Source organism: Microbacterium sp. ARD31 (assembly GCF_031844425.1).
In genome coordinates, this window is sequence record NZ_JAUZVE010000010.1 from 88,922 (window position 1) to 111,410 (window position 22,489).

The window sequence follows — 22,489 nt, forward strand, 5'->3', positions numbered from 1 at the left end:
GTAGGCTTGACCCCGTGACCATGGAGATCGAGCTCGGCCGCGCCAAGCGGGCCCGTCGCGCCTACACGTTCGACGACATCGCGGTCGTGCCCTCGCGCCGCACCCGCAACCCCGAGGACGTGTCGACGGCGTGGACCATCGACGCCTTCCAGTTCGACATCCCCGTGCTCGGGGCGCCGATGGACTCGGTCGTCAGCCCCGAGACCGCGATCGCGCTCGGCAGGCTCGGAGGCCTCGGCGTCCTCGACCTCGAGGGCCTCTGGACCCGGTACGACGACCCGGCGCCACTGCTCGAAGAGATCGCTTCGCTTCCGGATGCCGGGGCGACGCGTCGCATGCAGGAGCTGTACTCCGAGCCCATCAAACCCGAGCTCGTCCGCGACCGTCTCGCCGAGATCCGCGCCGCCGGTGTCACGGTCGCCGGAGCGCTCACCCCGCAGCGCACCCAGGAGCTGTACGAGACGGTGGTCGCCGCCGGCGTCGACCTGTTCGTCATCCGCGGCACGACCGTCTCGGCGGAGCACGTCTCGAGCGTCGATCAGCCGCTGAACCTCAAGAAGTTCATCTACGACCTCGACGTGCCCGTGATCGTCGGCGGCGCCGCGACCTACACCGCGGCGCTCCACCTCATGCGCACCGGCGCCGCGGGCGTCCTCGTCGGCTTCGGCGGGGGAGCGGCCTCCACGACGCGCGCCACCCTGGGTCTGCACGCTCCGATGGCGACGGCCGTCGCCGACGTCGCCGGCGCACGCCGCGACTACCTCGACGAGTCGGGCGGACGCTACGTCCACGTGATCGCGGACGGCGGCGTGGGCACCTCGGGCGACATCGTCAAGGCGCTCGCCATGGGTGCGGACGCCGTCATGCTGGGCGTCGCCCTCGCCCGCGCCACCGACGCGCCCGGCCGGGGATTCCACTGGGGTCCCGAAGCCCACCACGCCAAGCTGCCCCGTGGGCGCCGCGTCGCCGTCGACCAGATCACCACGCTCGAGTCCGTGCTCTTCGGCCCGGCGCCCGTCGCCGACGGCACCGCGAACCTCATCGGGGCGCTCCGCAAGTCCATGGCCACGACCGGGTACTCCGACCTGAAGGAGTTCCAGCGCGTCGAGGTCGTCGTCGCGCCGTACAGCACGAGATGACCGACGCCCCGACACCGGCCGAGCCCGAGGTCGGGCCCGAGCCCGAGGTCGAGGTCTTCCCGCCGACGCTGCGCGAGGTCATGCTGCGTCCGCGGTGGATCGCGCTGCTGCTGCTGTGCCTCGTCGTCGCCGGCGTCCTGGGCTGGCTCGGGCAGTGGCAGCTCGGCCGCGCCATCGACACCGACCCGCTGCCCCCCGGCGCCACCGAGCAGGTGCAGCCGATAGGCGATGTCGTCGAGCCGGGCGCCTACCTTCCCGAGCCGCTCGTCGGGCAGAAGGTCGAGGTCGCCGGCTGGTGGATCGACACCGACTTCCTCATCGTCCACTCGCGCTTCAACGACGGCGTCGAGGGCTATTGGGTCACGGGGCAGTTCCGGCTGTGGGACGGCGAGGGGGGCTTCGATCAGACGCCGCCGGTGTCGCTGGCCGTCGCCGTCGGCTGGGCCGAGACCTTCGAGCAGGCGCAGGATGCCGCATCCGCCCTCGAGGCCGACTTCGCCGCCAGGGATGCGGACGCACCCCTCGAGCTCACCGGGCGCCTGGTCTCGGACGAAGGCCCCGCCCTCCCGCCGCGCGACGGCGACCCGCAGGTCATGACGCGGATGTCGTCGGCCGCTCTTCTCGGGCAGTGGTCCGAGACCGAGGACCTCGTCGTCTACCGCCCGCACCTCATCGCCGACGAGCCCGCCGGCGGTCTGCAGCCGATCTCGTCGCCCGCGCCGGCCGAAGGCTCCAGCGTCAACTGGCTCAACATCTTCTACGCCGCGGAGTGGGCCGTCTTCGCCGGCTTCGCCTTCTACCTCTGGTACCGCCTCGCCAAGGACGCGTGGGAGAAGGAGCTGGAGGACCTCGAGGATCTGGGCGATCCGGGCGACGGTTAGACTGGTGGCCATGCCTCGCGCCCCCAGACTCTCGTCTTTTCCGGCGATCCGCGGAGCGCTCAGGTTCTACCAGATCGCCTCGATCATCACCGGTGTGGGCCTGCTGCTGCTGGTCGCCGAGATGATCCTGAAGTACACGCCGCTGCACGTCGAGCTGTTCCTCGGCGGCTCCGGCGGCTTCCTGTGGTTCGCTCCCGCGATCGCCGGGCCCGAGTGCCTCTGGTACTCCCTCTTCATCCCCGGCGGCCAGGGGTGCGAGATGATCTCGACCGGCGACGGCATCAACATCTCGCTCGCGATCCTGGTCGCCCACGGCTGGTTCTACGTGGTGTACCTGTTCGCGTGCTTCCGCATCTGGAGCCTCATGCGCTGGCCGTTCCCGCGGTTCATCCTGCTGGCGCTCGGCGGCATCGTGCCGCTGCTGTCGTTCTTCATGGAGACCCGCGTGGCCCGTGAGGTCCGCACCCACCTCGACTCGCGGGAGGCCGCCGCCGCGGCATCCGCCCCTGACAGCGTCCCCACAGCGGAAGGCACCCGGTGACCGAACAGACCGACACGTCGCCCGATCAGGCTTCGGCCACCGAGCAGCGCCCCGTCCTCGTCGTGGACTTCGGCGCCCAGTACGCGCAGCTGATCGCGCGGCGCGTGCGCGAAGCCGGCGTCTACAGCGAGATCGTCCCGCACACCGCGTCGGCCGACGACATCGCCGCGAAGAACCCGGTCGGCATCATCCTCTCGGGCGGACCGTCGTCGGTGTACGAGGAGGGTGCGCCGCAGCTGGACAGCGGCGTGTTCGACCTGAACGTTCCCACGCTCGGCATCTGCTACGGCTTCCAGGTGATGGCGCAGGCGCTCGGCGGCGAGGTCGCCCACTCCGGGCTGCGCGAGTACGGAGCCACCGACGCCAGCATCATCCACGAGGAGGACATCCTCTTCGACGGGCAGCCGGTCGAGCAGAACGTGTGGATGAGCCACGGCGACCAGGTCTCGAAGGCCCCCGCCGGCTTCGAGGTGCTCGCGCGCACCGGTGCGACTCCGGTCGCCGCGTTCGGCAGTGCCGAGCGCAGGATGTACGGCGTGCAGTGGCACCCCGAGGTCAAGCACAGCGACCACGGCCAGCGCATCATCGAGAACTTCCTGCACAAGGCCGCGGGGCTTCCCGCCGACTGGAACAGCGGCAACGTCATCGCCGAGCAGGTCGCCCGCATCCGCGAGCAGGTCGGCTCGGCCCGGGTCATCTGCGGTCTGTCGGGCGGCGTCGATTCCGCCGTCGCGGCGGCGCTCGTCCACAAGGCCGTGGGCGACCAGCTCGTCTGCATCTTCGTCGACCACGGGCTGCTGCGGAAGGGCGAGCGCGAGCAGGTCGAGCAGGACTACGTCGCCTCGACCGGCGTGCGCCTGGTGACCGTCGACGCGCGCGAGCGCTTCCTCACGGCGCTGGCCGGCGTCAGCGACCCCGAGCAGAAGCGCAAGATCATCGGCCGCGAGTTCATCCGCACGTTCGAGCAGGCCGAGAAGGAGCTCGTCGCCGAAGCGGCCGCCGACGGCGAGCCGGTGCGCTTCCTGGTGCAGGGCACCCTGTATCCCGACGTCGTCGAGTCCGGCGGCGGATCGGGTACCGCGAACATCAAGAGCCACCACAACGTGGGCGGCCTCCCCGACGACCTGCAGTTCGACCTGGTCGAGCCGCTGCGCACCCTGTTCAAGGACGAGGTCCGCGCGATCGGCCGCGAGCTGGGACTGCCCGAGGTCATCGTCGCGCGCCAGCCCTTTCCGGGCCCCGGCCTCGGCATCCGGATCGTGGGCGAGGTCACCGCTGACCGCCTCGAGATTCTGCAGGACGCCGACGCCATCGCCCGCGCCGAGCTGACGAAGGCCGGCCTCGACGCCGAGATCTGGCAGTGCCCGGTGGTGCTCCTGGCCGACGTCCGCTCCGTCGGAGTGCAGGGCGACGGTCGCACGTACGGGCATCCCATCGTGCTGCGGCCGGTGTCGTCCGAGGACGCCATGACCGCCGACTGGACGCGCCTGCCCTACGACGTGCTCGCCCGCATCTCGAACCGCATCACCAACGAGGTGCGCGATGTCAATCGCGTCGTGCTCGATGTCACGAGCAAGCCCCCGGGGACCATCGAATGGGAGTGAGTCGCGGCAAGATGGGACGGTGACCACCTTCCCCGACGCCGAGTACCTGATCCTGTCGAGCCGGCTCATCCCGGACCACGACGGCGGGTACACGTTCGCGACCCTCGCCCGTGCCCGTCAGATGGCGGCGGCGGGCGTGCACGGCGGCGCAGGCCCGCTGCTGCTGACGGTCGATCCCGGCACGCGCGAGGACCACGCCCGCCACCGGGCGACCTTCGACGGACGCGACCTGGTCGTCGATCCGTCGCGCATGCGCAACCTGTTCGATGAGTCGGATGCCGCTCACGGCGGCGCGGCGGACTGGCTGCGCGCGGCATCCCACCCCGGCGAAGCCGACCCCGCGCTGCAGTACCGGGTCGTCGCCGGGCGCGACGGCTCGCCCGCCGTCGGGCTCCCCGTCATCGCGGGCGACCCCGACTGGCACATCAGCGACGCGCCGGTCGTGGTCTACGGCAGCGGGGGGCGCGTCGCGGGTATCGTCGACGGCTTCGGCGCGCTCTACCGGGCGTGGCTGGATCACGTCGTGGCGGAACTGCGCGCGGGCGACCCGGCACGTCCGGTGGTCGTGGTCTGCGAGTCCCGGCAGCTCGGCGAGCTGCTGGCCGGCTGGGCCGATCCGGGAGTCCGCCTCGTGCACGCCATCCACACCATCCACCTCGAGCCCCCGTTCGATCCCGAGGCCGACCTCAACCCGCTGTGGTCGCGCTGGTTCACCGTGGCCGAGAAGTTCGACGCCGTGCTGTGGCCGACGCGCGCGCAGCGCGCCGACGTCGCCGCGCGCTTCGGCGACGCGGGCGTCCACGTCGTGGTGCCCCACGCGGTGCCCGCCGGGTCTTCGGTGGTTCCGGCATCCGATCGCGTGCCCGGCCGCGCCGTGATGCTGAACCGGCTCGCGCCCGGCAAGCGGGTGGACCTCGCCGTCCACGCGTTCGTCGACGTCATCGCGCGCGTGCCGCACGCGACCCTCGACATCTTCGGCGCCGGCGCCGAGCAGGAGGCGCTCCAGCAGCTCGTGGACGCGCTCGGTCTCGGCGCGCACGTGGTGCTCCACGGCGCGACGGATGACCCCGGACGCGTGCTCGACGCCGCGTCGGTGTTCGTGTCGACGTCGGCCTACGAGGGCCAGGGGCTGTCGCTGGCCGAGGCGCTCGTGCACGGCACCCCCGTGGTGGCGTTCGACGTGCGCTACGGGCCGCGAGAGCTGCTCGCCGAGGGGGGAGGGGTGCTGGTTCCCGACGGCGACATCGGCGCGCTCGCCGACGCCCTCGTCCGCGTGCTGTCCGATCCCGACGAGCACGCCCGCCTCGCCCGCGAGGCGATCACCGCCGCACGCCGCGTCGACCCCGAGCACGCCATGACCGCCCTCGCGCAAGCCGCGCGCGACGTGCTGTCGCGTCCCTCGCGCCGCGGCTGACCGTCAGGTCTGCTGACCGTCAGGTCTGCTGACCGTCAGGTCCGGCCCTCCCACGGGTCGTAGTCCGCGATGAGGTCCTCCTGCGCCGGGCGCTCGTCCTCGGGCACGTGCTGCAGGTTCACCCGCACGCGATACCACAGCGAGCTCGAACCCCGCATGCCGTCGACGAGCACGTCGGCGGGGTGCAGATGCGAGACGGGGCCCGGATGCCGCGCCTTCCACTCCTCGAGGGCCTCCAGCGCCTCGGGCTTGGTCTTGGTGCGCGCGACCTCGATGAGCGGCATCACCGACTGCCGCCGCCCGTCGCCACTCGAGCCGCGAGGCGGCTTCTCGGCCGGACCCAGTTCTTCGGCGAGGGCGAGCAGGCCGTCGAGGGTGCCCACCGCGTCGTCGAGGCCGGCGTGCGGATCGCCGATCGCGGCGAAGCGCTCGGGCACGGTGAGCACGGTGAACTGCTCGGGTCGGCAGGCGCGCACCTCGTCCCATGCCAGCGGTGTCGACACGCGCGCGTCCGCCAGCGGCCTGATGGAGTACGCCGAGGCGACGGTGCGGTCCTTGGCGTTCTGGTTGAAGTCGACAAACACGCTCTCGCCGCGCTCCTCCTTCCACCAGCGTGCGGTGGCCAGACCCGGCGCCCGGTTCTCGACCTCGCGTGCCAGGGTCTCGGCCGCCAGGCGCACCTGGGTGTACGTCCACCGCGGTGCGATGCGCACGAGGATGTGGATGCCGCGCGACCCACTCGTCTTCGGCCACCCCACGAGGCCGACGTCGTCGAGCACGTCGCGCGCCACGAACGCCGCGTCGACGATCTGGGCCCAGTCCACGCCCGGCATGGGGTCGAGGTCGATGCGCAGCTCGTCGGGATGATCGAGGTCCTCGGCGCGGACCGGGTGCGGGTTCAGGTCGAGGCAGCCGAGATTGACCACCCACGCCAACCCTGCGGCATCCCGGATCACGGCTTCTTCGGCCGACGTCCCCCGCGCATAGTGCAAGGTCGCGGTGTCGACGAAGGACGGGTGGTTCTCGGGCACCCGCTTCTGGAAGAACGGCTCGGCGTCGATGCCTTTCGGGAAGCGCTTGAGCACCATGGGGCGACCGCCGGCTCCGCGCAGGGCGCCGTCGGCGATCGACAGGTAGTAGCGCACGAGGTCGAGCTTGGTCAGGCCCGGTTCGGGGAAGACCACCCGCGTGGGGCTCGACACCCGAACCTCGTGCCCGGCGGCCTCGACGGTGACGGCATCCGATCTCGACGGGCTCATAGCGCCAGCATGCCCCGCAACAGCAGCCACAGGTAGAAGGTCAGCGATGCCGCCGCCGACACCGACAGCAGGATGCGGTGCAGCAGCGTGCCGTCGTCCTGCACCCACGCGCGCACGAGGAGCACGATCAGCAGCACCGTCGTGACGAGGGCGCCGAGCGGCAGCAGAAGTGCCGGCCACACCGCCGGCGGCAGGCCGAATGCGAGCAGCTGCCGATCGGCGTTCACCAGGATCAGGCCGAGGATCCCCGCGAACCCGAGATGCAGGGCCGCGGAGGTGACGGCGGCGAGCACGCCGCCCTCGGGGATGTCTCCGCTCAGCCGCAGGCCACTGCGCAGGGCCACGACGGCACCGTAGACCAGGGTCGCCAGCAGCAGGATGAGCGAGACCCCGAGCACGCCGAGCTGCACGGGGTCTCGCTGCTCGAGGACGTCGCGGTCGAGGCGGTAGATCGCCGTGGTCGGGTCGATGTCGGCCGTGGTGAGGAAGGCGGCCGGTCCGGATGCCGCAAGGCACGACGCCTCGAGATCCTGCGCCGGATCGGCCAGGAACTGCCGGGCGAGCGCGCGCGCGCACGCCCCCGCATTCGCCGGCTCTCGGGCCCCGATCGTGCCGTGTCCCGCCCCGGAGACGAGCGCCACCGTCGCGGCCGGGAGCGTCTCCGCCGTCGCGAGTCCCCAGCGGTGGGGCGTGAGCGGGTCGAACGTGCCGGTGAGGATGAGCGTCGGCACCTCGCCGGCGACCGGGCTGGTCTCACGGTCGCCGAGCGCCGGCACCTGCCAGATCTCGCACTCCGCGAAACGGTCCGGCACCGGGACGAGGTGAGCTGAGATCGGGTCGCCGGCCGCGACCTCGACGACGGCGGCGGGGTCGTTGAACGGCACCTCCTCCGCGCACTCGAGCGAGAGTTCGAGGCCCTCCACGCGCGCGTCCGCGCGGTCGACGCTGCGCTGGACGAGCGGCAGGGCCGCCGAGACGTTCCCGCGATCGAGCTGGTCGATGAGGAAGGGCAGCGAGCGGGTGGCGTCGCCGCGTGCCAGGGCGTCGGACAGGCCCTGCGCGAGGACGGCGTCGTCCAGCTCGACCGTGAGCAGTGAGCCGTCCGCGGGGCTGTCCACCGCCACGTCGAGCGGTGAGCGCGCAGCATCCTCGAGCACGCCCGCGAGGGTGTCGTCGAGGTCCGGGTACCGGTCGGCGCAGGCGGCATCCGCCTTGCACGAGGCGACCAGCTGATCCACCGCCTGGGCGAACGCCACGGGCGTGCGCTGGTAGACGTCGACGTGCAGCGGCGCGGGCCCGTCGAGGATGAGCGCGCGCAGACCCGCCGCCTGGTCGCGCAGCACCGTCAGCGCCAGACGCGTGTCGTACGAGACGGCGAACAGGTTCCAGGTCTCGTAGCCGAGAGCCGCTCGCAGGTCGGCGAGGTCTCCCGCGGACGCGCGGGTCGTGTACGCGGCGAGGTCGACGCCGTCCTCCACGAGGCGGTCGCGGCACGCCTGCAGGCCCGCGAGCCGGCGATCACCGCGGGCGTCTCCCGAGGCCACGACGCCGTCGGACGCGAGCCGGTCGATCGCGACTTCGGGGCAGTCGAGCGTGGGCTCGGACAGGCCTCCGCCGCGCTGCTCGATCACGATGACGTCGCGGTCCGCGTTCGCCCAGGCGCCGTCGGCGGCGAAGGTGCGCACCGTGTGGGCGAATGCGCCCTCGGCCGAGACGGTCGCGGGGCGCCCGACCGGGACGACGAGCGGGTCTTCGCGGCGCTCGGTGTCCGTCGCGGAGATGACCGCGTAGGGGATCCGGATGACCCGCTCGGGATCGTTGTCGTCGCCGCGGCGCTCCGGCACGATGAGCACGCCGCACTCCACGCGATCGGCCGCCGTGGCGGGCACCGGGACCGGGCACTCCGTGCGCTCGATGGGCTCGGGCTCCACCTCGAACGCGGCGATGCCGGCGGGGGCGGCGGAGGCGGAAGCGGGTCCGAGTCCCAGCACGAGCGACGTCAGCACCGCCGCGATGATGGCCCCCACTCGTGCCCTCGGCGCAGACGGCGTGCGAGCGGCGACCATGCCGTCACTATACGGAGGTTCGCGGACGGTCACGCGCGACCCGCGCCGGACACGACGAAGGGGGCCGCCCTCGGGCGACCCCCTTCGCGTGATGCGTCAGGTGCGACGTGCGTCGCGTCAGTTGCTGCTGCGGACGATCGCGATGATGCGCAGGATCTCGACGTACAGCCACACGACGGTGACCATGATGCCGAAGCCGCCGAGCCAGCCGTACTGGCGGGGAGCGCCGTTGCGCACACCCTGCTGGATCTGGTCGAAGTCGAGCACGAGCGAGTACGCGGCCATGAGCACCACCAGGACGCCGATGATGACGCCCAGCGGAATACCCATGATCTCGACCGAGCTGTGGAGGCCGAACATCGCGCCCTCGGGCAGCACGCCGAAGAACATGAGCCCCACGTTCAGCAGCGAGAACACCAGGTAGCCGATCATCGCGATCATGAAGATCTTCGTGGCGCGCTTCGAGGCGCGGACCTTGCCGCTGGCGAAGAGGGCGAGGGTCACGCCGACGACCGCGAGGGTGCCGAGCGTGGCCTGCATGACGATGCCGGGGAAGAGCATCTCGAAGAAGGCCGAGATGCCGCCGACGAACAGACCCTCTGCGGCCGCGTAGGCGAAGATGAGCGCCGGGCGGACCTTCTTGCGCGAGGTGAAGATGATGACCATCGACAGCACGAAGCCGACGAGGCCGCCGATGATCCAGGGGAGGATGGTGGGGGCACCGGTCTCGGCGACGGGGGACATCGTCCACACCCAGCCGACGACGGCGGTGGCGACGAGGATCGCGAAGAGGCTCACGGTCTTGACGACGGTGTCCTCGACGGTCATGCGGTCGGTCTCACGGGCACCGGCGGCGGGAGCGGCGTACATGCCCTCCATCTGCGCCTGGGCTGCGACGTCCGCACCCATCCGCTGCGCGGAGGAGAACTGTCCGGGCCCGCCGATGCCTGCGGCCTGAGGGCCGCCCGGGTAGGTCTGAACGGCTCGAGGGTCCTGGAACGCCGGGTTGTTGAACGCGGGGTTGTTGAGGGCCACTGCTCTCACACTCCAAAGTCGGGGTATACAGCACCGTGCTGTGGATCCACGATAGCCGAGAACCGCGGTTTTCCGCCGTTGTCCGCTGAGAGAGGACTCGGAGCCGCGCGAGGGTAGCCTGAGACGGTGCCGCGCCGCAGACCGCTCGTCATCGGCCACCGCGGAGCTCCCGGCTACCGCCCGGAGCACTCGCGGTCGTCGTACGACCTCGCCCTCCAGATGGGGGTCGACGCCGTCGAGCCCGACATCGTCGTCTCGCGCGACGGGGTGCTGGTGGTCCGGCACGAGAACGAGATCTCGGGGACGACCGATGTCGCCGACCGGCCGGAGTTCGCCGATCGCCGCACGCGCAAGCGCGTCGACGGCATCGAGCTCACGGGCTGGTTCACAGAGGACTTCACGTGGGAGGAGCTCTCGACCCTCCGCTGCCGCGAGCGGCTGCCGGACGTCCGCCCCCACAGCGCCACGTTCGACGATCGCCAGCCGGTGCTGAGGCTCCGGGACGTGCTCGATCTCGTCCGTGCCGGGGGACTCGCGCAGGGACGTGAGATCGGCGTGGTGCTCGAGGTGAAGCATCCGACGTATTTCGCCTCGGTGGGCTGGGATGTCGCCGCCCTCATCGAGGACGAGCTGCGCGCGGCGGGCTGGGCGGACGGCGAGCTGCCGCTGATCGTGGAGTCGTTCGAGTCGACGCTGCTGCAGGACGTGAAGCAGCGCGGCATCCGGGGCTCGTACATCTATCTGCTCGAGGCGTCGGGGAGCCCGTTCGACCTCGTCGCGGCCCGGGGCGCGGCGGCACCCACCTATCGGGCCACGGCCGCGCCCGCGGGACTGGACGCCCTCGCGGGACTTGTCGACGGCATCAGCGTCGACAAGCGCATGATCCTCGCCCCCGACAAGCTCGGGCGGATCACCGGACCATCGCCCGTGATCGCCGATGCCCACGCCCGCGGGCTGCGCGTGTTCACGTGGACGTGCCGGCCCGAGAACCGCTTCCTGGTGCGCAGCCTGCGCCGCGGCGGGGGCCCCGGCGGCTATGGGGACTACGAGTCGGAGTGGGCGGTGATCCGGGATGCCGGGATCGACGGCGTCTTCGTCGACCACCCCGATCTGGGTGTGGACTTCTTCGGCTCGTCGGTCTGAGTCCCGTCACGACGTCCCCCTAGGCTGACGCCATGACGACCGCCGGCAGTGATTCGACGGGTATCCCCGCGACGGGTATTCACGCGAGAGGGGTGCGGCGGTCCTTCGGTTCCGTCCACGCCGTGCGCGACGTGTCGCTCGACGTGCCCGCCGGACGGGTGACGGGTCTGGTCGGCCCGAACGGCTCGGGCAAGACGACGCTGCTGCTGATGCTGTCGTCGCTGCTGGCCCCCGACGCGGGCGAGATCCGGATCGCGGGCATCGACCCGGTCGCCGAGCCGCAGAAGGCGCGGGCGCTGCTCGGCTGGATGCCCGACGCCCTCGGCGCGTGGGGCTCGCTGACCTCGCGCGAGACGCTGCGGGTGACCGGGCGGCTCTACGACCTGCCGGCGGCCGAGGCCTCCCAGCGCGCCGATGCCCTGCTGGCGGACGTCGGACTGACCGACCTCGCCGATGCGCCCGCGCGCGTGCTGTCCCGCGGTCAGAAGCAGCGCCTGGGACTGGCGCGCGCTCTCGTCCACGACCCGCGCGTGCTGCTGCTGGACGAACCCGCCTCGGGTCTGGACCCGCAGGCGCGCATCGACCTGCGGCTGCTGCTTCGCCGGCTCGCCGCCGAGGGCCGGACGATCCTCATCTCGAGCCATGTGCTGTCCGAGCTCGAAGAGGTCGTCGACGACGCGGTGTTCCTGCTCGAGGGCCGCACCGTCGATCCCGCGCGCGTCGAAGCGGCATCCCGGCGCGCGCAGCCGTGGCGCGTGCGCCTCGCCGGCCTGGCGCCTCTCGACGCGGTCGCGCCCGTGTCCGCCGCGCTCCGGCTCGACGCCGCACACGTCGGAACGGATCGTCGCGACCTTCTCGTGTCGTTCGCCTCGGACGACGACGCCGCGGCCGCCCTGCGGGAGCTGATCGCCGCGGGTATGCCGGTGGTGGAATTCGCCGCGGCCCAGGGGAGTCTGGAACGCACCTTCCTCGACCTGGAAGCAGGTGCGCCACCGGCATCCGCGGACCCGGCCTCGTCGGACGCACCGGAGGGACGAGCATGAGCGCCTCGCGCATCGGCACCATCGTGCGCCTGGAGCTCACCCAGCGCACCCGGAGCCTGGCATGGTTCGTGCTGCTGGGCGTGTTCGCGGTGCTGCTCATCATCGTGACCGTGCTCTCGTTCGCCGCGTGGGGCTTCGCCGAGGAGCCCGGGTCGGCGATCTTCTCGACCATCGTCTACATCACGCTGCTGCTGGTCGTGCTCGTCTCGCCGACCCTGAGCGGCAATGCCGTCAACGGCGATCGGGATGCCGCGACGCTCGCTCCGGTGCAGGTCACCCTCGCCACGACGGGGGAGATCATCGCCGGCAAGTTCCTGGCGGCATGGATCACCGGTCTGGCCTTCGTCGCCGTGTCGGTGCCGTTCCTGCTCATCGCCACGATCGGCGGGGGAGCGGACCCGCTGACGGTGCTGGTGTCGCTGGTGATCCTCGTGATCGAGATCGGGGTGATCTCGGCCGTCGGAGTTGCGTTGAGCGGCATCCTCGCTCGTCCGCTGTTCTCGGTGGCCAGCACCTACCTCGTCGTCGCCGCACTCGTGATCGGGACGCTCATCGCGTTCGCCCTGAGCGGCTACACCGTGCGTTCCGAGGCGACGAACTCCTATCGGTCCTACGACGTGGGCACCGGCGCAGCCGGGTCGTTCCCGTGCTTTCCGGGCGAGGAGCCCTCGGCGGACTACCCGTGCGATCCGGAGCTCGAGATCGAGTGCGGAGACTGGCAGACCGACACGTATGAGGTGCCGCGGTTCGACCGCGTGTGGTGGATGCTCGCCCCCAACCCGTTCGTGATCCTGGCCGACGCGACTCCTTCGCGGTTCGACGACTCCGGGTACCCGGTCGATCTGTTCGGCCAGATCAAGACCGGGGTCAGGCAGGCTCAGCAGCCGCCGGACCTCGAGACGCGCTGGGACGACTGCGCCCCCCTGGTGATGGAGGACTACCCCACGCCCGAGGAGATGGTCGACGGGTCGACGCCGAGCTGGTTCGTCGGCCTCGCGCTGCAGGTGGTCCTCGCCGCCGGGCTGCTGTGGTGGGCGTGGGCGCGCACGCGCACCCCCGCGCGCCGGCTGCCGCCCGGGACGCGCATCGCCTGACCTGCCGGAGTCGGCCGCGCTCGGGGTTCGGTTTCACGCCGGCGCGCCAGGTTGCGGCATCCGCTGTGTCGATCGGTGGCGCGGACGCCGCGAGGTGGCGCGGTGGTGTGGTTTGCGGTGCGGCGTGGTGGCGCGGATGCCGTGAGGTGGCGCGGTGGTGTGGTTTGCGGTGCGGCGCGGTGGCGCGGATGCCGTGAGGTGGCGCGGTGGTGTGGTTTGCGGTGCGGCGCGGTGGCGCGGATGCCGTGAGGTGGCGCGGTGGTGTGGTTTGCGGTGTGGCGCGGTGGTGTGGTTTGCGGTGCGGCTCGTGGCGCCCTGTCAACCCTGCCGTGCGGAACCGGGGGGTCGGGTAGCTTCGCGACAGGAGGTGCCCCCTTGCCGCACGACAGCCACGCCGCCCCGCACTCGCTCAGCCTCGTGCCCGGGCAGCCCGCTCCCGAGACCGTCGCCACCGCGCTTCAGACCGCCGCGGCGATCGAGGATTTCGGCACGGACCTCGGCGCGACGCTGGACTGGTGCCGGGAGGTCGGCCGGTGGGCGCCGCGCGCGGGCGAAGGGCGCACGCGCGAGCTGTGGGAGCTGCTGGCGGGCACCGCTCGGCTGAGCGTCGCGGCCGGTCGCATGCTCGAGCCGCACCTGGATGCGCTGACGATCCTCGCGCAGGCCGGCGCCGTCGATCTCGAGGGCATCGCCGCGGACTCCGACGCGACGTGGGGAGTGTTCGCCGCCGAGGGGCCGCACGGTCGGGTGCGCGCGACCGAGACGGAGGACGGCTGGACGCTCACGGGCACCAAGCCGTGGTGCTCGCTCGCTCAGCACCTGAGTCACGCGCTCGTCACCGCGTTCGTCGACGACACCGAGCGCGCGCTCTTCGCCGTCGACCTGCGCGACGCCGGAGTCGCACCCCACGCCGGCCCGTGGCACGCGCGCGGACTCCGGCAGGTGGTGAGCGCCCCCGTCGACTTCGCCGACGCACCGGCGGTGCCGGTCGGAGGACCGGGGTGGTACCTGCGGCGCCCTGGCTTCGCGTGGGGCGGCATGTCGGTCGCCGCCGTGTGGTGGGGAGCGGCGGAAGGCCTGCGGTCGCCGCTCGAGCGGGCGGCGTCGTCCGAACGAGCCGATCAGCTGTCACTCGTGCACCTCGGCACCGCGGACGCGGCCCTGTGGTCGGCGCGCGCGGTCCTCGCCGAGGCGGCGACCCTCATCGACGCCGACGCCGACGCCGACGCCGACGCCGACGCCCCGACCCGCGACAGCGACCCCACGGACGCCGGCGCGCAGCCCGACGCCCCCACCGCGGTCGATCACGGACTGCTCGCCCAGCGCGTCCGCACCGTCGTCGCCCAGGCGGCCGCCCGCGTGCTCGCCGAGGCCGACGCCGCGCTCGGACCCGGCCCGCTCGTGGCGGACGAGCACCACGCCGCCCGCGTCGCCGACCTGCACCTGTATCTGCGGCAGGACCACGCGGCCAGAGACGTCGCCCGCATCGGCCGCGATCTGCTGAGGAATGCGTGATGCCGGCCTTCTCCCACCTCGACGCCGGGACGTCCGAGCGCGTCTGGCAGGACGATGAGCGGATGCCGCGACTGCCGTCGTGGGCGGAGCCGGTGGACCATCTCGTCGTAGTGGCCGCGCATCCCGATGACGAGACCCTCGGCGCGGGCGGGCTCATGCGCACCGTGCACCGGGCCGGAGGACGCGTCACGGTTGTCGTCGCGACCGACGGCGACCGCTCGCACCCCGACTCGCCCACGCACACGCCGGCACGGCTCGCGGCCCTCCGCCGGGCCGAGGTGACCGCCGCGGTGCAGCATCTCGCCCCGGGTGCGACCCTCGTCTTCGCGGGGCTCCCCGACGGTGGCCTGGAGGATCGCCGCGATGACCTCGCCGCACGCGTCGCGGCGGAGCTCGAGGTGCGGGGCGACCACGGCGGCGATCGGGCGGTCGTCGCCGCTCCGTGGTCCGGTGACGGGCACCGTGACCACCGCATCGTGGCCGAGGTGGTCTCCGACGTCTGCGCGGGCCGGGCGGCGCTGCACCTGGGGTATCCCATCTGGCTGTGGCACTGGGGTGCACCCGATGACCTGCCGTGGGAGTCGGCCCGCGGCGTGCGCCTGGACGCGGACGCGCGGGGTGCGAAGGCCGCGGCGCTCGCGTTGCACGTCTCGCAGACGGAGCCGCTGTCGGACGCGCCGGGCGACGAGCCGATCCTGCACGACCGCGCTCTCGAGCACTTCGATCGTGATGTCGAGGTCTTCGTCGTGGAGGGCGAGTATGCGCACGGAGCCGGGCGCAACAGCCCCGGCGATGCGACGCTGACGGGGGAGTACTTCGAGCAGTTCTTCGGGCGGCACGACGACCCGTGGGGCTTCGACTCCCGGTGGTACGAACAGCGAAAGCGCAGCGTGCTGCTGGCAGCGCTGCCCACCCGCGGGCTCGGCAGGGTGCTCGAGATCGGCTGCGCCACCGGTGCGCTGACCGCCGAGCTCGCCTCGCGCGCCGACAGCGTGCTCGCCGTGGACGTCGCTCAGGCCGCGGTCGATCGGGCGCGCGCGCGTCTGGCCGGCGAGCCGCACGGCGAGCGGGTCACGGTGACCCGGCTGGACGTGCCCGGGCAGTGGCCGTCCGGCACCTTCGACACCATCGTGCTGTCGGAGGTGGGGTACTACCTCTCGGACGACGACCTCGCCGCGGCCATCGCCCGCATGGACGGTGCGCTCGCCGCGGACGGCGTGGTCGTGGCGTGCCATTGGCGGCATCCCGTGGCCGACTATCCGCGCAGCGGCGACAGCGTCCACCGCGCCCTGCGCGCGCACCCCGGCTGGGGGGTGTCCGTGTCGCATCTCGAGCGCGACTTCGTGCTCGAGGTCTTCGAGAGGTCGCCGGTGTCGTCGGTGGCCGAGCGGGAGGGGCTCGCATGACCCGGATGCCGGTGCGCACCGTCATCGTCGTCGTGCCCGCGCACGACGAAGAGCTGCTGCTCGGGCGGTGCCTCACCGCTCTGGACCGCGCGGTGGTGCGCGCCGATGCGCGGGGAGTGCGCTGCGTCGTGAGGGTGGTGCTGGATGACTGCTCGGACGGATCGGCGCTCGTCGCCGCGCGCCACAGGGCGCCGGTGGTGAGTGTCGCGCACGCTGCGGTCGGGTATGCCCGGGCGGCCGGCATCGCCGACGCCCTCGAGGCCGTCGAGGATGCGCGGGGCGTGTGGATCGCGAACACCGACGCGGATTCCGCGGTTCCCGAGAACTGGATCACCGCGCAGCTCGACGCCGCTGCGGCCGGCGCCGACGTCTACCTCGGCACGGTGCGGCCCGACTTCGCCGAACTGCCGGCGGTGTACGAGCGTCATTGGAGGGCGACGCATGTGCGTGGCCGGCCGGCGGGGCACGTCCACGGCGCGAGCCTCGGCATCCGGGCCGAGGTGTACGACGCGGTCGGCGGCTTCGGCGGGCTGAGGGAGCACGAGGACGTCGACCTCGTCACCCGGGCGCGTGCCGCCGGCGCACGGGTCGTCGCGAGCGATGTCGCCGAGGTGCTGACCTCGGGCCGGTTCGTCGGCCGCACGCCGGGCGGGTATGCCGAGTTCGTCAGGCGGCAGGCGGCCGTGCTGATGAGCGGCGCGTCGGTGCTGAGTCCGGCTGTCCGGTGACTCCGAGGAAGCGGATGAACACCGCGATCCACCCGAAGATGAGGGCGAACACGATGATCTCGAAGGCCGTCAGGGAGAAGTACTGCACGACGAACAGAACGAGCGAGACGACCAGCGCAGCCAGGAACGCCCACGACGACAGGAACTAGGTGCGCGGCATCCCTCGCAGCATGCGCGGCCCGCTGGCGAGCAGTATGAGGAACATCACCGCCATCCCCATGGCCGAGAGGTTGTGCAGCAGGAGGTTGACGTTAACGGGGAAGATCCCCACGCACGCCAGCATGATGCCCATCACCACGAACAGCACCGACACGAACCGCGGCGAGCCCGTGCGTGCGAGCTTGCCCTCGGCGACCAGCGACTCCATGTCGGCGGCGATGTAGACGGCGAACGTCGTCACGAGCAGTCCGCCCGCGATGAGGGTGCCGTTGAACACCAGGCTCGACAGCGCCCAGAAGCTGCCGAGGTGGCTGAAATGGATCATCCACCACTGCGGATCGGGCGTGGTGATCATGGCGGTCAGGGTGCCGATGACGATGAACGCCATGAGCAGCGACGACATGCGCTGGGTGTCGATGCGCGACACCGAGAGGTAGACCAGGTAGGCCGTCAGCCCGAGGGTGATCGCCATGAGGGTGATCGACCAGAACCTGCTGACGACCAACCCGATGAAGCCGCGGCTGAGCACGAGGTAGACCACCAGGGTCGCCAGAGCCGCGAGGACGACGTGGACCACGACCACCGACGTGGTGTTCACCGTGAACTTCCATGACGACAGGCGCAGGCGCCACTCCTGGCCGGTCAGGCCCCGGGAGCGCCAGTAGCCCGTGCCGGATGCCGCTCCGGCGACGATCGCGGCCCCGATCGCGGCAGCCGTGCCGAACGACCAGTCCTCACCGGAGAGGGGCAGGGCGGGCCAGATCAGCGCGACGATCAAGCCCCACAGTGCACCGACGACACCGGTGCCGAGTGCGGCGTAGACGGCTTCGGATTCCGCGCGCAGTGTCGGGCGCGCCGGAGGCGCGCCGGAGGATGCGGGGACAGCGGGCGAGGTGGGCGAGGGCGCCGTCATGGCCACAGTGTAGGGCCGGCCGCGCGCGTCCCGGAGGGACCTTCGACCCGCCCGCGCGACGCGACGTGACCTCGCCCCGACGTCTCGCGACACGCCCGGGGCGGTCTAGGGTGGAACGATGGCGACGGCGGCGCGCAAGGGCACACTCGCGGTGGCCCTCGCCACCGGGCTGGCGGTGCTGGGCGGGATCGCCGTTCCGCTCACCGCCGCGCTCTTCCTCGTGCGCCCCGGGGCGGCCGGCGACGCACCAGCCCTCACCTGGGCTGCGCGGGGGCTCCTCTTCCTCGCGCTCGCGTGGCTCGTGATCGGGATGCTGGCCGCCCGCACCCGTCTCGTCCGGCGTCCCGGTGCGGCTGCGGCCCGGGCGACGTGGATCTCGTCGACGCGGCCGTGGCGCGCGCGCGAGTCCTCGCTCGGGCTGCTCCCGCTCGACCGGTGGCTCATGCTCGGCGTGCCGGCGGCGCTCCTGGTCGGAACACGGGTCCTGCAGTCCGAGCTCACCGCCTGGAGCCACCTGATCGCCGTCCTGGCGGGGTGGGCCGTTTTCGCCGGCGTCGTGAGGCTCCTGGTCGGCCGGCGCTCGCCGTGGCCGGTCATCGCGGCGGTCGGCGGCGGCGTCGTGATTCACAGCATCCTGGCCCTGGCCGTCACCTCGATCGGCGGACCCGACCAGTGGTGGGGTGCCCTCGCGTCGTCGCGCATTCTGCTCACCATCAGCGCGGCCCTCGCGTTCGCCGCCATGGCGTGGACGTTCGTGGCGGGCGGCTGGGCGCTCGCCGGAACGTTCGGGGCTCGCCGTGCGGCGGGCACGATGCTCGCGGGAGTCGGTGCCGGCGTCGCGGTGACCGCCACCCTCCTCGCCGTCCTCGAGGATCCCGCGGGGCCGACGGCGCTGCCTTCGCCGTGGATGGTTGCGGTCGTGGCCGCGCTGGTGGCCGTCGCAGGTGCGGTGACCGCCCTGGTCGCGGGCGAGCGAGCGGTCCGTGACCGGGTCTGACGACGACCCGGACGGCGCCCTGGGCGATGTCGCCGCGAGGATCGTGCGCGCAGCGGCGGACGAGGTCCGCGAGACGTGGGGTGCCGCGAAGGCGGACGAGCCCGACGGCGTCCACCAGCACCGGGTGCGCGTGCGACGGCTTCGCAGCATCCTCGCCGGGCTGCGCGACGTGCTCGATCCCGCCGCCGCCCGGCGGCTGCGCGTGCGCTTCGACGAATGGGGCGCCGAACTCGGAACGGTGCGCGACCTCGAGGTCCTCGCCGAGCTCGCCCGGTCGGCGCTCGAGGACTGCGGCATCGACGATGCGCACATGTCCCGGCGGCTCGTGACCGACGTGCGTGCGGAGTACCACCGCGCACACGCGCGACTGCTCGTGCTCGCGGACCATCCGAGAGCACACGAGCGGGAGCGTCTGCTCGCCGCGTTCGCCGACGATCCGCCGATCGTGGAGCCCGCGGCATCCGCTCGATCGGCACTGGCGCGCGCTCTGCGACGCGAGGCTCGGCGCGTGCGCCGTGCGGCCAAGAGCGCGGACGGGACGATCGAGACCCTGCACGATCTGCGCAAGGCGGGTCGTCGGCTGAGGTACAACGCGGAGGCCGTGCTCGCCGCCGCGCCCGATCTGTTCGGTGACGAGGTGTCGGAGCTGGCGGAAGCGGGCGATGCGCTGCACGACGCGCTGGGAGACCACCGCGACGCCCTGGTGCTCGGGCGCTCGCTCGAGCTGACCCGGGCGCGCGCCGGGCGCGCCGGTGAGCCGGTCGCCGGCTACGACGTGCTCATCTCCCATGTCGCGGCCGGGGGCGAGCGCGCGCTCCACGAGGTCGACGACGCGGTCGCCCGGGCGCGCGCCGCCGCCGGGCGGCTGCCGTCCTGAGCTCGTCGGATCGGCGTGAGGACGGTGGTGCACGTCGCGCACGGCGCGGCTGTCGGCACCTCGACCTAGACTTGTCGGGCCATGACCGACGCCTCCATCCCCCTCATCGTCGGCGGTGACCGCGGGCCTCGCCCCGGTGCCGTGCGCCCTGACGAAGACCTTCTCGCCGGACTCAACCCCCAGCAGCGCGAAGCCGTGCTCTACCGCGGCCCCGCGCTGCTCATCGTCGCGGGCGCGGGATCGGGCAAGACGAGCGTGCTCACCCGCAGGGTCGCCTCGCTGCTGCGCACGAAGGACGCGTGGCCGAGCCAGATCCTCGCGATCACCTTCACCAACAAGGCCGCCGGCGAGATGCGCGAGCGGGTTCGGCAGCTCATCGGCGACCATGCCCAGGGGATGTGGATCTCGACGTTCCACTCGGCGTGCGTCCGGATCCTGCGCCGTGAGGCCGATCAGTTCGGGTTCACGAAGGCGTTCACCATCTACGACTCCGGCGATTCGCGAGCGCTCATCAAACGTCTCGTGAAAGAGCACGAGGCCGACGCGTACGGCCTCACCCCCGCCGCGACGCAGGGGCGCATCTCGAAACTCAAGAACGAGCTCGCCGACGCGGAGTCCTACGCCCGCCAGGCCAACATGAACGACCCCGCCGAGCGCGTCTTCGTCGATGTGTTCGCCGACTACCAGCGCGCCCTGCAGCGGGCGAACGCGTTCGACTTCGACGATCTCATCGCGCAGACGGTGTACCTCTTCCGCGCCTTCCCGAAAGTCGCCGACGTTTATCGCCGCCGCTTCCGACACATCCTCGTCGACGAGTATCAAGACACCAATCACGCCCAGTACGCGCTCATCAACGAGCTGACCAAGCCGATCGGGTCGGATGCCGCGCCCCTCGCCGCGGGCGGCGGAATGATGATCTTCGAGGCGGAGCCCGACGCCGACGACGCCGCATCCCTGACCGTGGTCGGTGACTCGGATCAGTCGATCTACGCCTTCCGCGGTGCGGACATCCGCAACATCACCGAGTTCGAACGCGATTATCCCGGTGCGAAGGTCGTGCTGCTCGAGCAGAACTACCGATCGACGCAGAACATCCTGTCGGCGGCCAACGCGGTGATCGGCCACAACTTCGACCGCAAAGACAAGAAGCTGTGGACCGACGTGGGCGCGGGGGAGCAGATCGTCGGGTTCACCGGCTATTCGCAGCACGACGAGGCGCAGTTCGTCGCCGACGAGATCGAGCAGCTGCGACGTGCGGGGGTCGACTACGCGCAGATGGCGGTGTTCTATCGCACGAACTCGCAGTCGCGCGCGCTCGAGGAGATCTTCATCCGCTCGGCCGTCCCGTACAAGATCATGGGCGGCACCAAGTTCTACGAGCGTGCCGAGATCAAGGACGCCCTGGCATACCTCGTCGCCGTGTCCAACCCCGCCGACGAGATGGCCATGCGCCGCATCATCAACCGGCCGCGCCGCGGCATCGGAGACGTCACGATCGAGGCCATCTCGCGATACGCGCAGGACGAGCAGATCACGTTCCGCGACGCGCTCGCCAACTCCTCGGCGCTCGCGGTCGGACCGAAGATCCAGGCGGCGATCGCCCACCTCGACGCCGTGCTCGCCGAGGCCACCGCGGTGATGCTGCCGGCTTCGGGTGAACTCGCCCCGCCGACGGCCGTGGCCGAAGGACTGCAGCTGCTGCTGAACAAGAGCGGCTACAGCGACGCGCTGCGCGCCAGCAAGGACCCGCAGGACGAAGCGCGTCTCGAGAACCTCGACGAGCTCGTGGCCGTCGCCCGCGAGTTCGCACGCAACAATCCCGAGGGCACCGTCATCGACTTCCTCGGCGAGGTCGCGCTGGTCTCGGATGCCGATGATCTCGACGACGCGACCGGTTCGGTCTCGCTCATGACACTGCATACCGCCAAGGGACTGGAGTACGACGCGGTCTTCCTCACCGGCGTCGAAGAGGACCTCATCCCGCACCGGATCTCGGCGGGCGAGCCGGGCGGGCCGCAGGAGGAGCGTCGCCTCTTCTACGTCGGCATCACGCGGGCGCGGAAGCGTCTCTACCTGTCGCTCGCGATGACCCGCGCGCAGTTCGGCGAGGTCACCGTGGCCATGCCGAGTCGCTTCCTGCAGGAGATCCCGGCCGAGCTGCTCCACTGGCGCCAATCGCCCGGCGACGTGAATTCGCGGGGCGGCACGCAGTCCCGCGCGTTGAACGCGCGGCGCGGGCCGGGCGGGGGATCCGGCGGCGGAGCGAAGCGGTACGGCGACGACCTCGTGCCGCTCGCGCGCCGCGAGCCGCGCGCCGACATCGAGAAGTTCGCCAACCGCATTCCCGCGAAGGTACGCGACAACGGCGACATGGAGCTGGCCGCCGGAGACCGCATCCGTCATGAGGACTTCGGCGAAGGACGCGTCGACGCCGTGACGGGCGAGGGCGCGAAGCGGGTGGCGCACGTGCGTTTCGACGGTGCGGGTGCCAAGAAGCTTCTGATCAAGATCGCGCCGATCCAGAAGCTCTAGCGGCCTTTCGGCATCGCCGGGGCCGCCGACGGGAGAGCGTTATCCGTTCGTTATGATCCTCGAGCGGAACATGCTCGCGTCGGAACATACCGCACCCCTAGAGTCGGATCGTTCGAGCGCAGTGCTGCGAGCCGCCGCCGGCG

Annotated in this window: 19 protein-coding genes; 15 read left to right on the top strand and 4 right to left on the bottom strand. The window is 71.9% G+C overall.

Annotation, left to right across the window (positions count from 1 at the left end):
* Positions 1 to 20 precede the first annotated feature (20 nt).
* The 5 genes from Q9S36_RS22945 to Q9S36_RS22965 all read left to right on the top strand — a co-directional run bounded on the left by Q9S36_RS22945 (position 21) and on the right by Q9S36_RS22965 (position 5,579).
* On the top strand, positions 21 to 1,139 hold the full coding sequence (locus Q9S36_RS22945) for a GuaB3 family IMP dehydrogenase-related protein (protein ID WP_311287258.1): 1,119 nt from the start codon (positions 21 to 23) through the stop codon (positions 1,137 to 1,139).
* An 80-nt stretch (positions 1,140 to 1,219) separates the two neighbouring features.
* Positions 1,220 to 2,020 carry an SURF1 family cytochrome oxidase biogenesis protein gene (locus tag Q9S36_RS22950; RefSeq protein WP_396653832.1) on the top strand — a complete coding sequence of 267 codons (801 nt, stop codon included), beginning with the start codon at positions 1,220 to 1,222 and terminating at the stop codon, positions 2,018 to 2,020.
* Positions 2,021 to 2,030: 10 nt separating this feature from the next.
* Positions 2,031 to 2,561 (top strand): DUF3817 domain-containing protein, encoded by a 531-nt coding sequence (locus Q9S36_RS22955; protein WP_311287167.1) that lies wholly within the window; start codon positions 2,031 to 2,033, stop codon positions 2,559 to 2,561.
* Positions 2,558 to 4,165: a glutamine-hydrolyzing GMP synthase gene (gene guaA, locus Q9S36_RS22960; RefSeq protein WP_311287168.1), complete on the top strand. Its 1,608-nt coding sequence runs from the start codon at positions 2,558 to 2,560 to the stop codon at positions 4,163 to 4,165. The genes Q9S36_RS22955 and guaA overlap by 4 nt, the downstream gene beginning before the upstream one ends.
* Positions 4,166 to 4,184: 19 nt before the next feature.
* Positions 4,185 to 5,579 carry a glycosyltransferase gene (locus Q9S36_RS22965; RefSeq protein WP_311287169.1) on the top strand — a complete coding sequence of 465 codons (1,395 nt, stop codon included), beginning with the start codon at positions 4,185 to 4,187 and terminating at the stop codon, positions 5,577 to 5,579.
* A gap of 35 nt (positions 5,580 to 5,614) precedes the next feature.
* On the opposite strand, the gene ligD is transcribed toward Q9S36_RS22965, so the two are convergent.
* From ligD to Q9S36_RS22980, 3 genes are all read right to left on the bottom strand, one after another.
* On the bottom strand, positions 5,615 to 6,838 hold the full coding sequence (gene ligD, locus Q9S36_RS22970) for a non-homologous end-joining DNA ligase (protein ID WP_311287170.1): 1,224 nt from the start codon (positions 6,836 to 6,838) through the stop codon (positions 5,615 to 5,617).
* Entirely contained in the window at positions 6,835 to 8,904 is a 2,070-nt protein-coding gene (locus tag Q9S36_RS22975) for an alpha/beta hydrolase (protein ID WP_311287171.1), read from the bottom strand. Before Q9S36_RS22975 ends, ligD begins: the two co-directional genes overlap by 4 nt.
* Positions 8,905 to 9,021: 117 nt before the next feature.
* Positions 9,022 to 9,939, bottom strand: a complete 918-nt coding sequence (locus tag Q9S36_RS22980) for a Bax inhibitor-1/YccA family protein (RefSeq protein WP_251453607.1) — start codon at positions 9,937 to 9,939, stop codon at positions 9,022 to 9,024.
* Positions 9,940 to 10,065: 126 nt separating this feature from the next.
* Between Q9S36_RS22980 and Q9S36_RS22985 the strand changes: the two genes are divergently transcribed.
* The 7 genes from Q9S36_RS22985 (at position 10,066) to Q9S36_RS23015 (ending at position 17,017) form a co-directional block, all read left to right on the top strand.
* Positions 10,066 to 11,082, top strand: coding sequence for a glycerophosphodiester phosphodiesterase family protein (locus tag Q9S36_RS22985; RefSeq protein WP_311287172.1), 1,017 nt, complete (start codon positions 10,066 to 10,068; stop codon positions 11,080 to 11,082).
* A 32-nt stretch (positions 11,083 to 11,114) separates the two neighbouring features.
* Positions 11,115 to 12,125, top strand: a complete 1,011-nt coding sequence (locus Q9S36_RS22990) for an ABC transporter ATP-binding protein (RefSeq protein WP_311287173.1) — start codon at positions 11,115 to 11,117, stop codon at positions 12,123 to 12,125.
* A complete protein-coding gene (locus Q9S36_RS22995; protein WP_311287174.1) occupies positions 12,122 to 13,219 on the top strand; it encodes an ABC transporter permease in 1,098 nt (365 codons plus the stop codon). Before Q9S36_RS22990 ends, Q9S36_RS22995 begins: the two co-directional genes overlap by 4 nt.
* A gap of 375 nt (positions 13,220 to 13,594) precedes the next feature.
* The gene (locus Q9S36_RS23000; protein ID WP_311287175.1) at positions 13,595 to 14,734 is read left to right on the top strand and encodes an acyl-CoA dehydrogenase; all 1,140 of its coding nucleotides are present in this window, start codon (positions 13,595 to 13,597) and stop codon (positions 14,732 to 14,734) included.
* A complete protein-coding gene (locus Q9S36_RS23005) occupies positions 14,734 to 16,140 on the top strand; it encodes a bifunctional PIG-L family deacetylase/class I SAM-dependent methyltransferase (RefSeq protein WP_311287176.1) in 1,407 nt (468 codons plus the stop codon). The genes Q9S36_RS23000 and Q9S36_RS23005 overlap by 1 nt, the downstream gene beginning before the upstream one ends.
* Positions 16,137 to 16,868 carry a glycosyltransferase gene (locus tag Q9S36_RS23010; protein ID WP_311287177.1) on the top strand — a complete coding sequence of 244 codons (732 nt, stop codon included), beginning with the start codon at positions 16,137 to 16,139 and terminating at the stop codon, positions 16,866 to 16,868. Before Q9S36_RS23005 ends, Q9S36_RS23010 begins: the two co-directional genes overlap by 4 nt.
* Positions 16,869 to 16,882: 14 nt before the next feature.
* Positions 16,883 to 17,017 carry a hypothetical protein gene (locus tag Q9S36_RS23015; RefSeq protein ID WP_311287178.1) on the top strand — a complete coding sequence of 45 codons (135 nt, stop codon included), beginning with the start codon at positions 16,883 to 16,885 and terminating at the stop codon, positions 17,015 to 17,017.
* Here Q9S36_RS23015 and Q9S36_RS23020 read toward each other — a convergent pair.
* A complete protein-coding gene (locus Q9S36_RS23020; RefSeq protein WP_311287179.1) occupies positions 17,014 to 17,940 on the bottom strand; it encodes a hypothetical protein in 927 nt (308 codons plus the stop codon). The two genes, Q9S36_RS23015 and Q9S36_RS23020, sit on opposite strands and share 4 nt — an antisense overlap.
* Before the next feature lie 118 nt (positions 17,941 to 18,058).
* On the opposite strand from Q9S36_RS23020, the gene Q9S36_RS23025 reads away from it, so the two are divergent.
* The 3 genes from Q9S36_RS23025 to Q9S36_RS23035 all read left to right on the top strand — a co-directional run bounded on the left by Q9S36_RS23025 (position 18,059) and on the right by Q9S36_RS23035 (position 22,346).
* Positions 18,059 to 18,937: a hypothetical protein gene (locus tag Q9S36_RS23025; RefSeq protein WP_311287180.1), complete on the top strand. Its 879-nt coding sequence runs from the start codon at positions 18,059 to 18,061 to the stop codon at positions 18,935 to 18,937.
* Positions 18,924 to 19,814, top strand: a complete 891-nt coding sequence (locus Q9S36_RS23030; protein ID WP_311287181.1) for a CHAD domain-containing protein — start codon at positions 18,924 to 18,926, stop codon at positions 19,812 to 19,814. The genes Q9S36_RS23025 and Q9S36_RS23030 overlap by 14 nt, the downstream gene beginning before the upstream one ends.
* An 81-nt stretch (positions 19,815 to 19,895) precedes the next feature.
* Complete coding sequence (locus Q9S36_RS23035) at positions 19,896 to 22,346, top strand: UvrD-helicase domain-containing protein (protein ID WP_311287182.1); 2,451 nt, start codon at positions 19,896 to 19,898, stop codon at positions 22,344 to 22,346.
* Positions 22,347 to 22,489: the final 143 nt, after the last annotated feature.

Bases quoted from the DNA above. Each gene is read 5' to 3' on its own strand.
- Q9S36_RS22945 (WP_311287258.1), top strand. From the start codon at position 21: ATGGAGATCGAGCTCGGCCGCGCCAAGCGGGCCCGTCGCGCCTACACG.
- Q9S36_RS22950 (WP_396653832.1), top strand. From the start codon at position 1,220: ATGCTGCGTCCGCGGTGGATCGCGCTGCTGCTGCTGTGCCTCGTCGTC.
- Q9S36_RS22955 (WP_311287167.1), top strand. From the start codon at position 2,031: ATGCCTCGCGCCCCCAGACTCTCGTCTTTTCCGGCGATCCGCGGAGCG.
- ligD (WP_311287170.1), bottom strand. From the start codon at position 6,838: ATGAGCCCGTCGAGATCGGATGCCGTCACCGTCGAGGCCGCCGGGCAC.
- Q9S36_RS22975 (WP_311287171.1), bottom strand. From the start codon at position 8,904: ATGGTCGCCGCTCGCACGCCGTCTGCGCCGAGGGCACGAGTGGGGGCC.
- Q9S36_RS22990 (WP_311287173.1), top strand. From the start codon at position 11,115: ATGACGACCGCCGGCAGTGATTCGACGGGTATCCCCGCGACGGGTATT.
- Q9S36_RS22995 (WP_311287174.1), top strand. From the start codon at position 12,122: ATGAGCGCCTCGCGCATCGGCACCATCGTGCGCCTGGAGCTCACCCAG.
- Q9S36_RS23005 (WP_311287176.1), top strand. From the start codon at position 14,734: ATGCCGGCCTTCTCCCACCTCGACGCCGGGACGTCCGAGCGCGTCTGG.
- Q9S36_RS23010 (WP_311287177.1), top strand. From the start codon at position 16,137: ATGACCCGGATGCCGGTGCGCACCGTCATCGTCGTCGTGCCCGCGCAC.
- Q9S36_RS23015 (WP_311287178.1), top strand. From the start codon at position 16,883: ATGAACACCGCGATCCACCCGAAGATGAGGGCGAACACGATGATCTCG.
- Q9S36_RS23020 (WP_311287179.1), bottom strand. From the start codon at position 17,940: ATGACGGCGCCCTCGCCCACCTCGCCCGCTGTCCCCGCATCCTCCGGC.
- Q9S36_RS23025 (WP_311287180.1), top strand. From the start codon at position 18,059: ATGGCGACGGCGGCGCGCAAGGGCACACTCGCGGTGGCCCTCGCCACC.
- Q9S36_RS23035 (WP_311287182.1), top strand. From the start codon at position 19,896: ATGACCGACGCCTCCATCCCCCTCATCGTCGGCGGTGACCGCGGGCCT.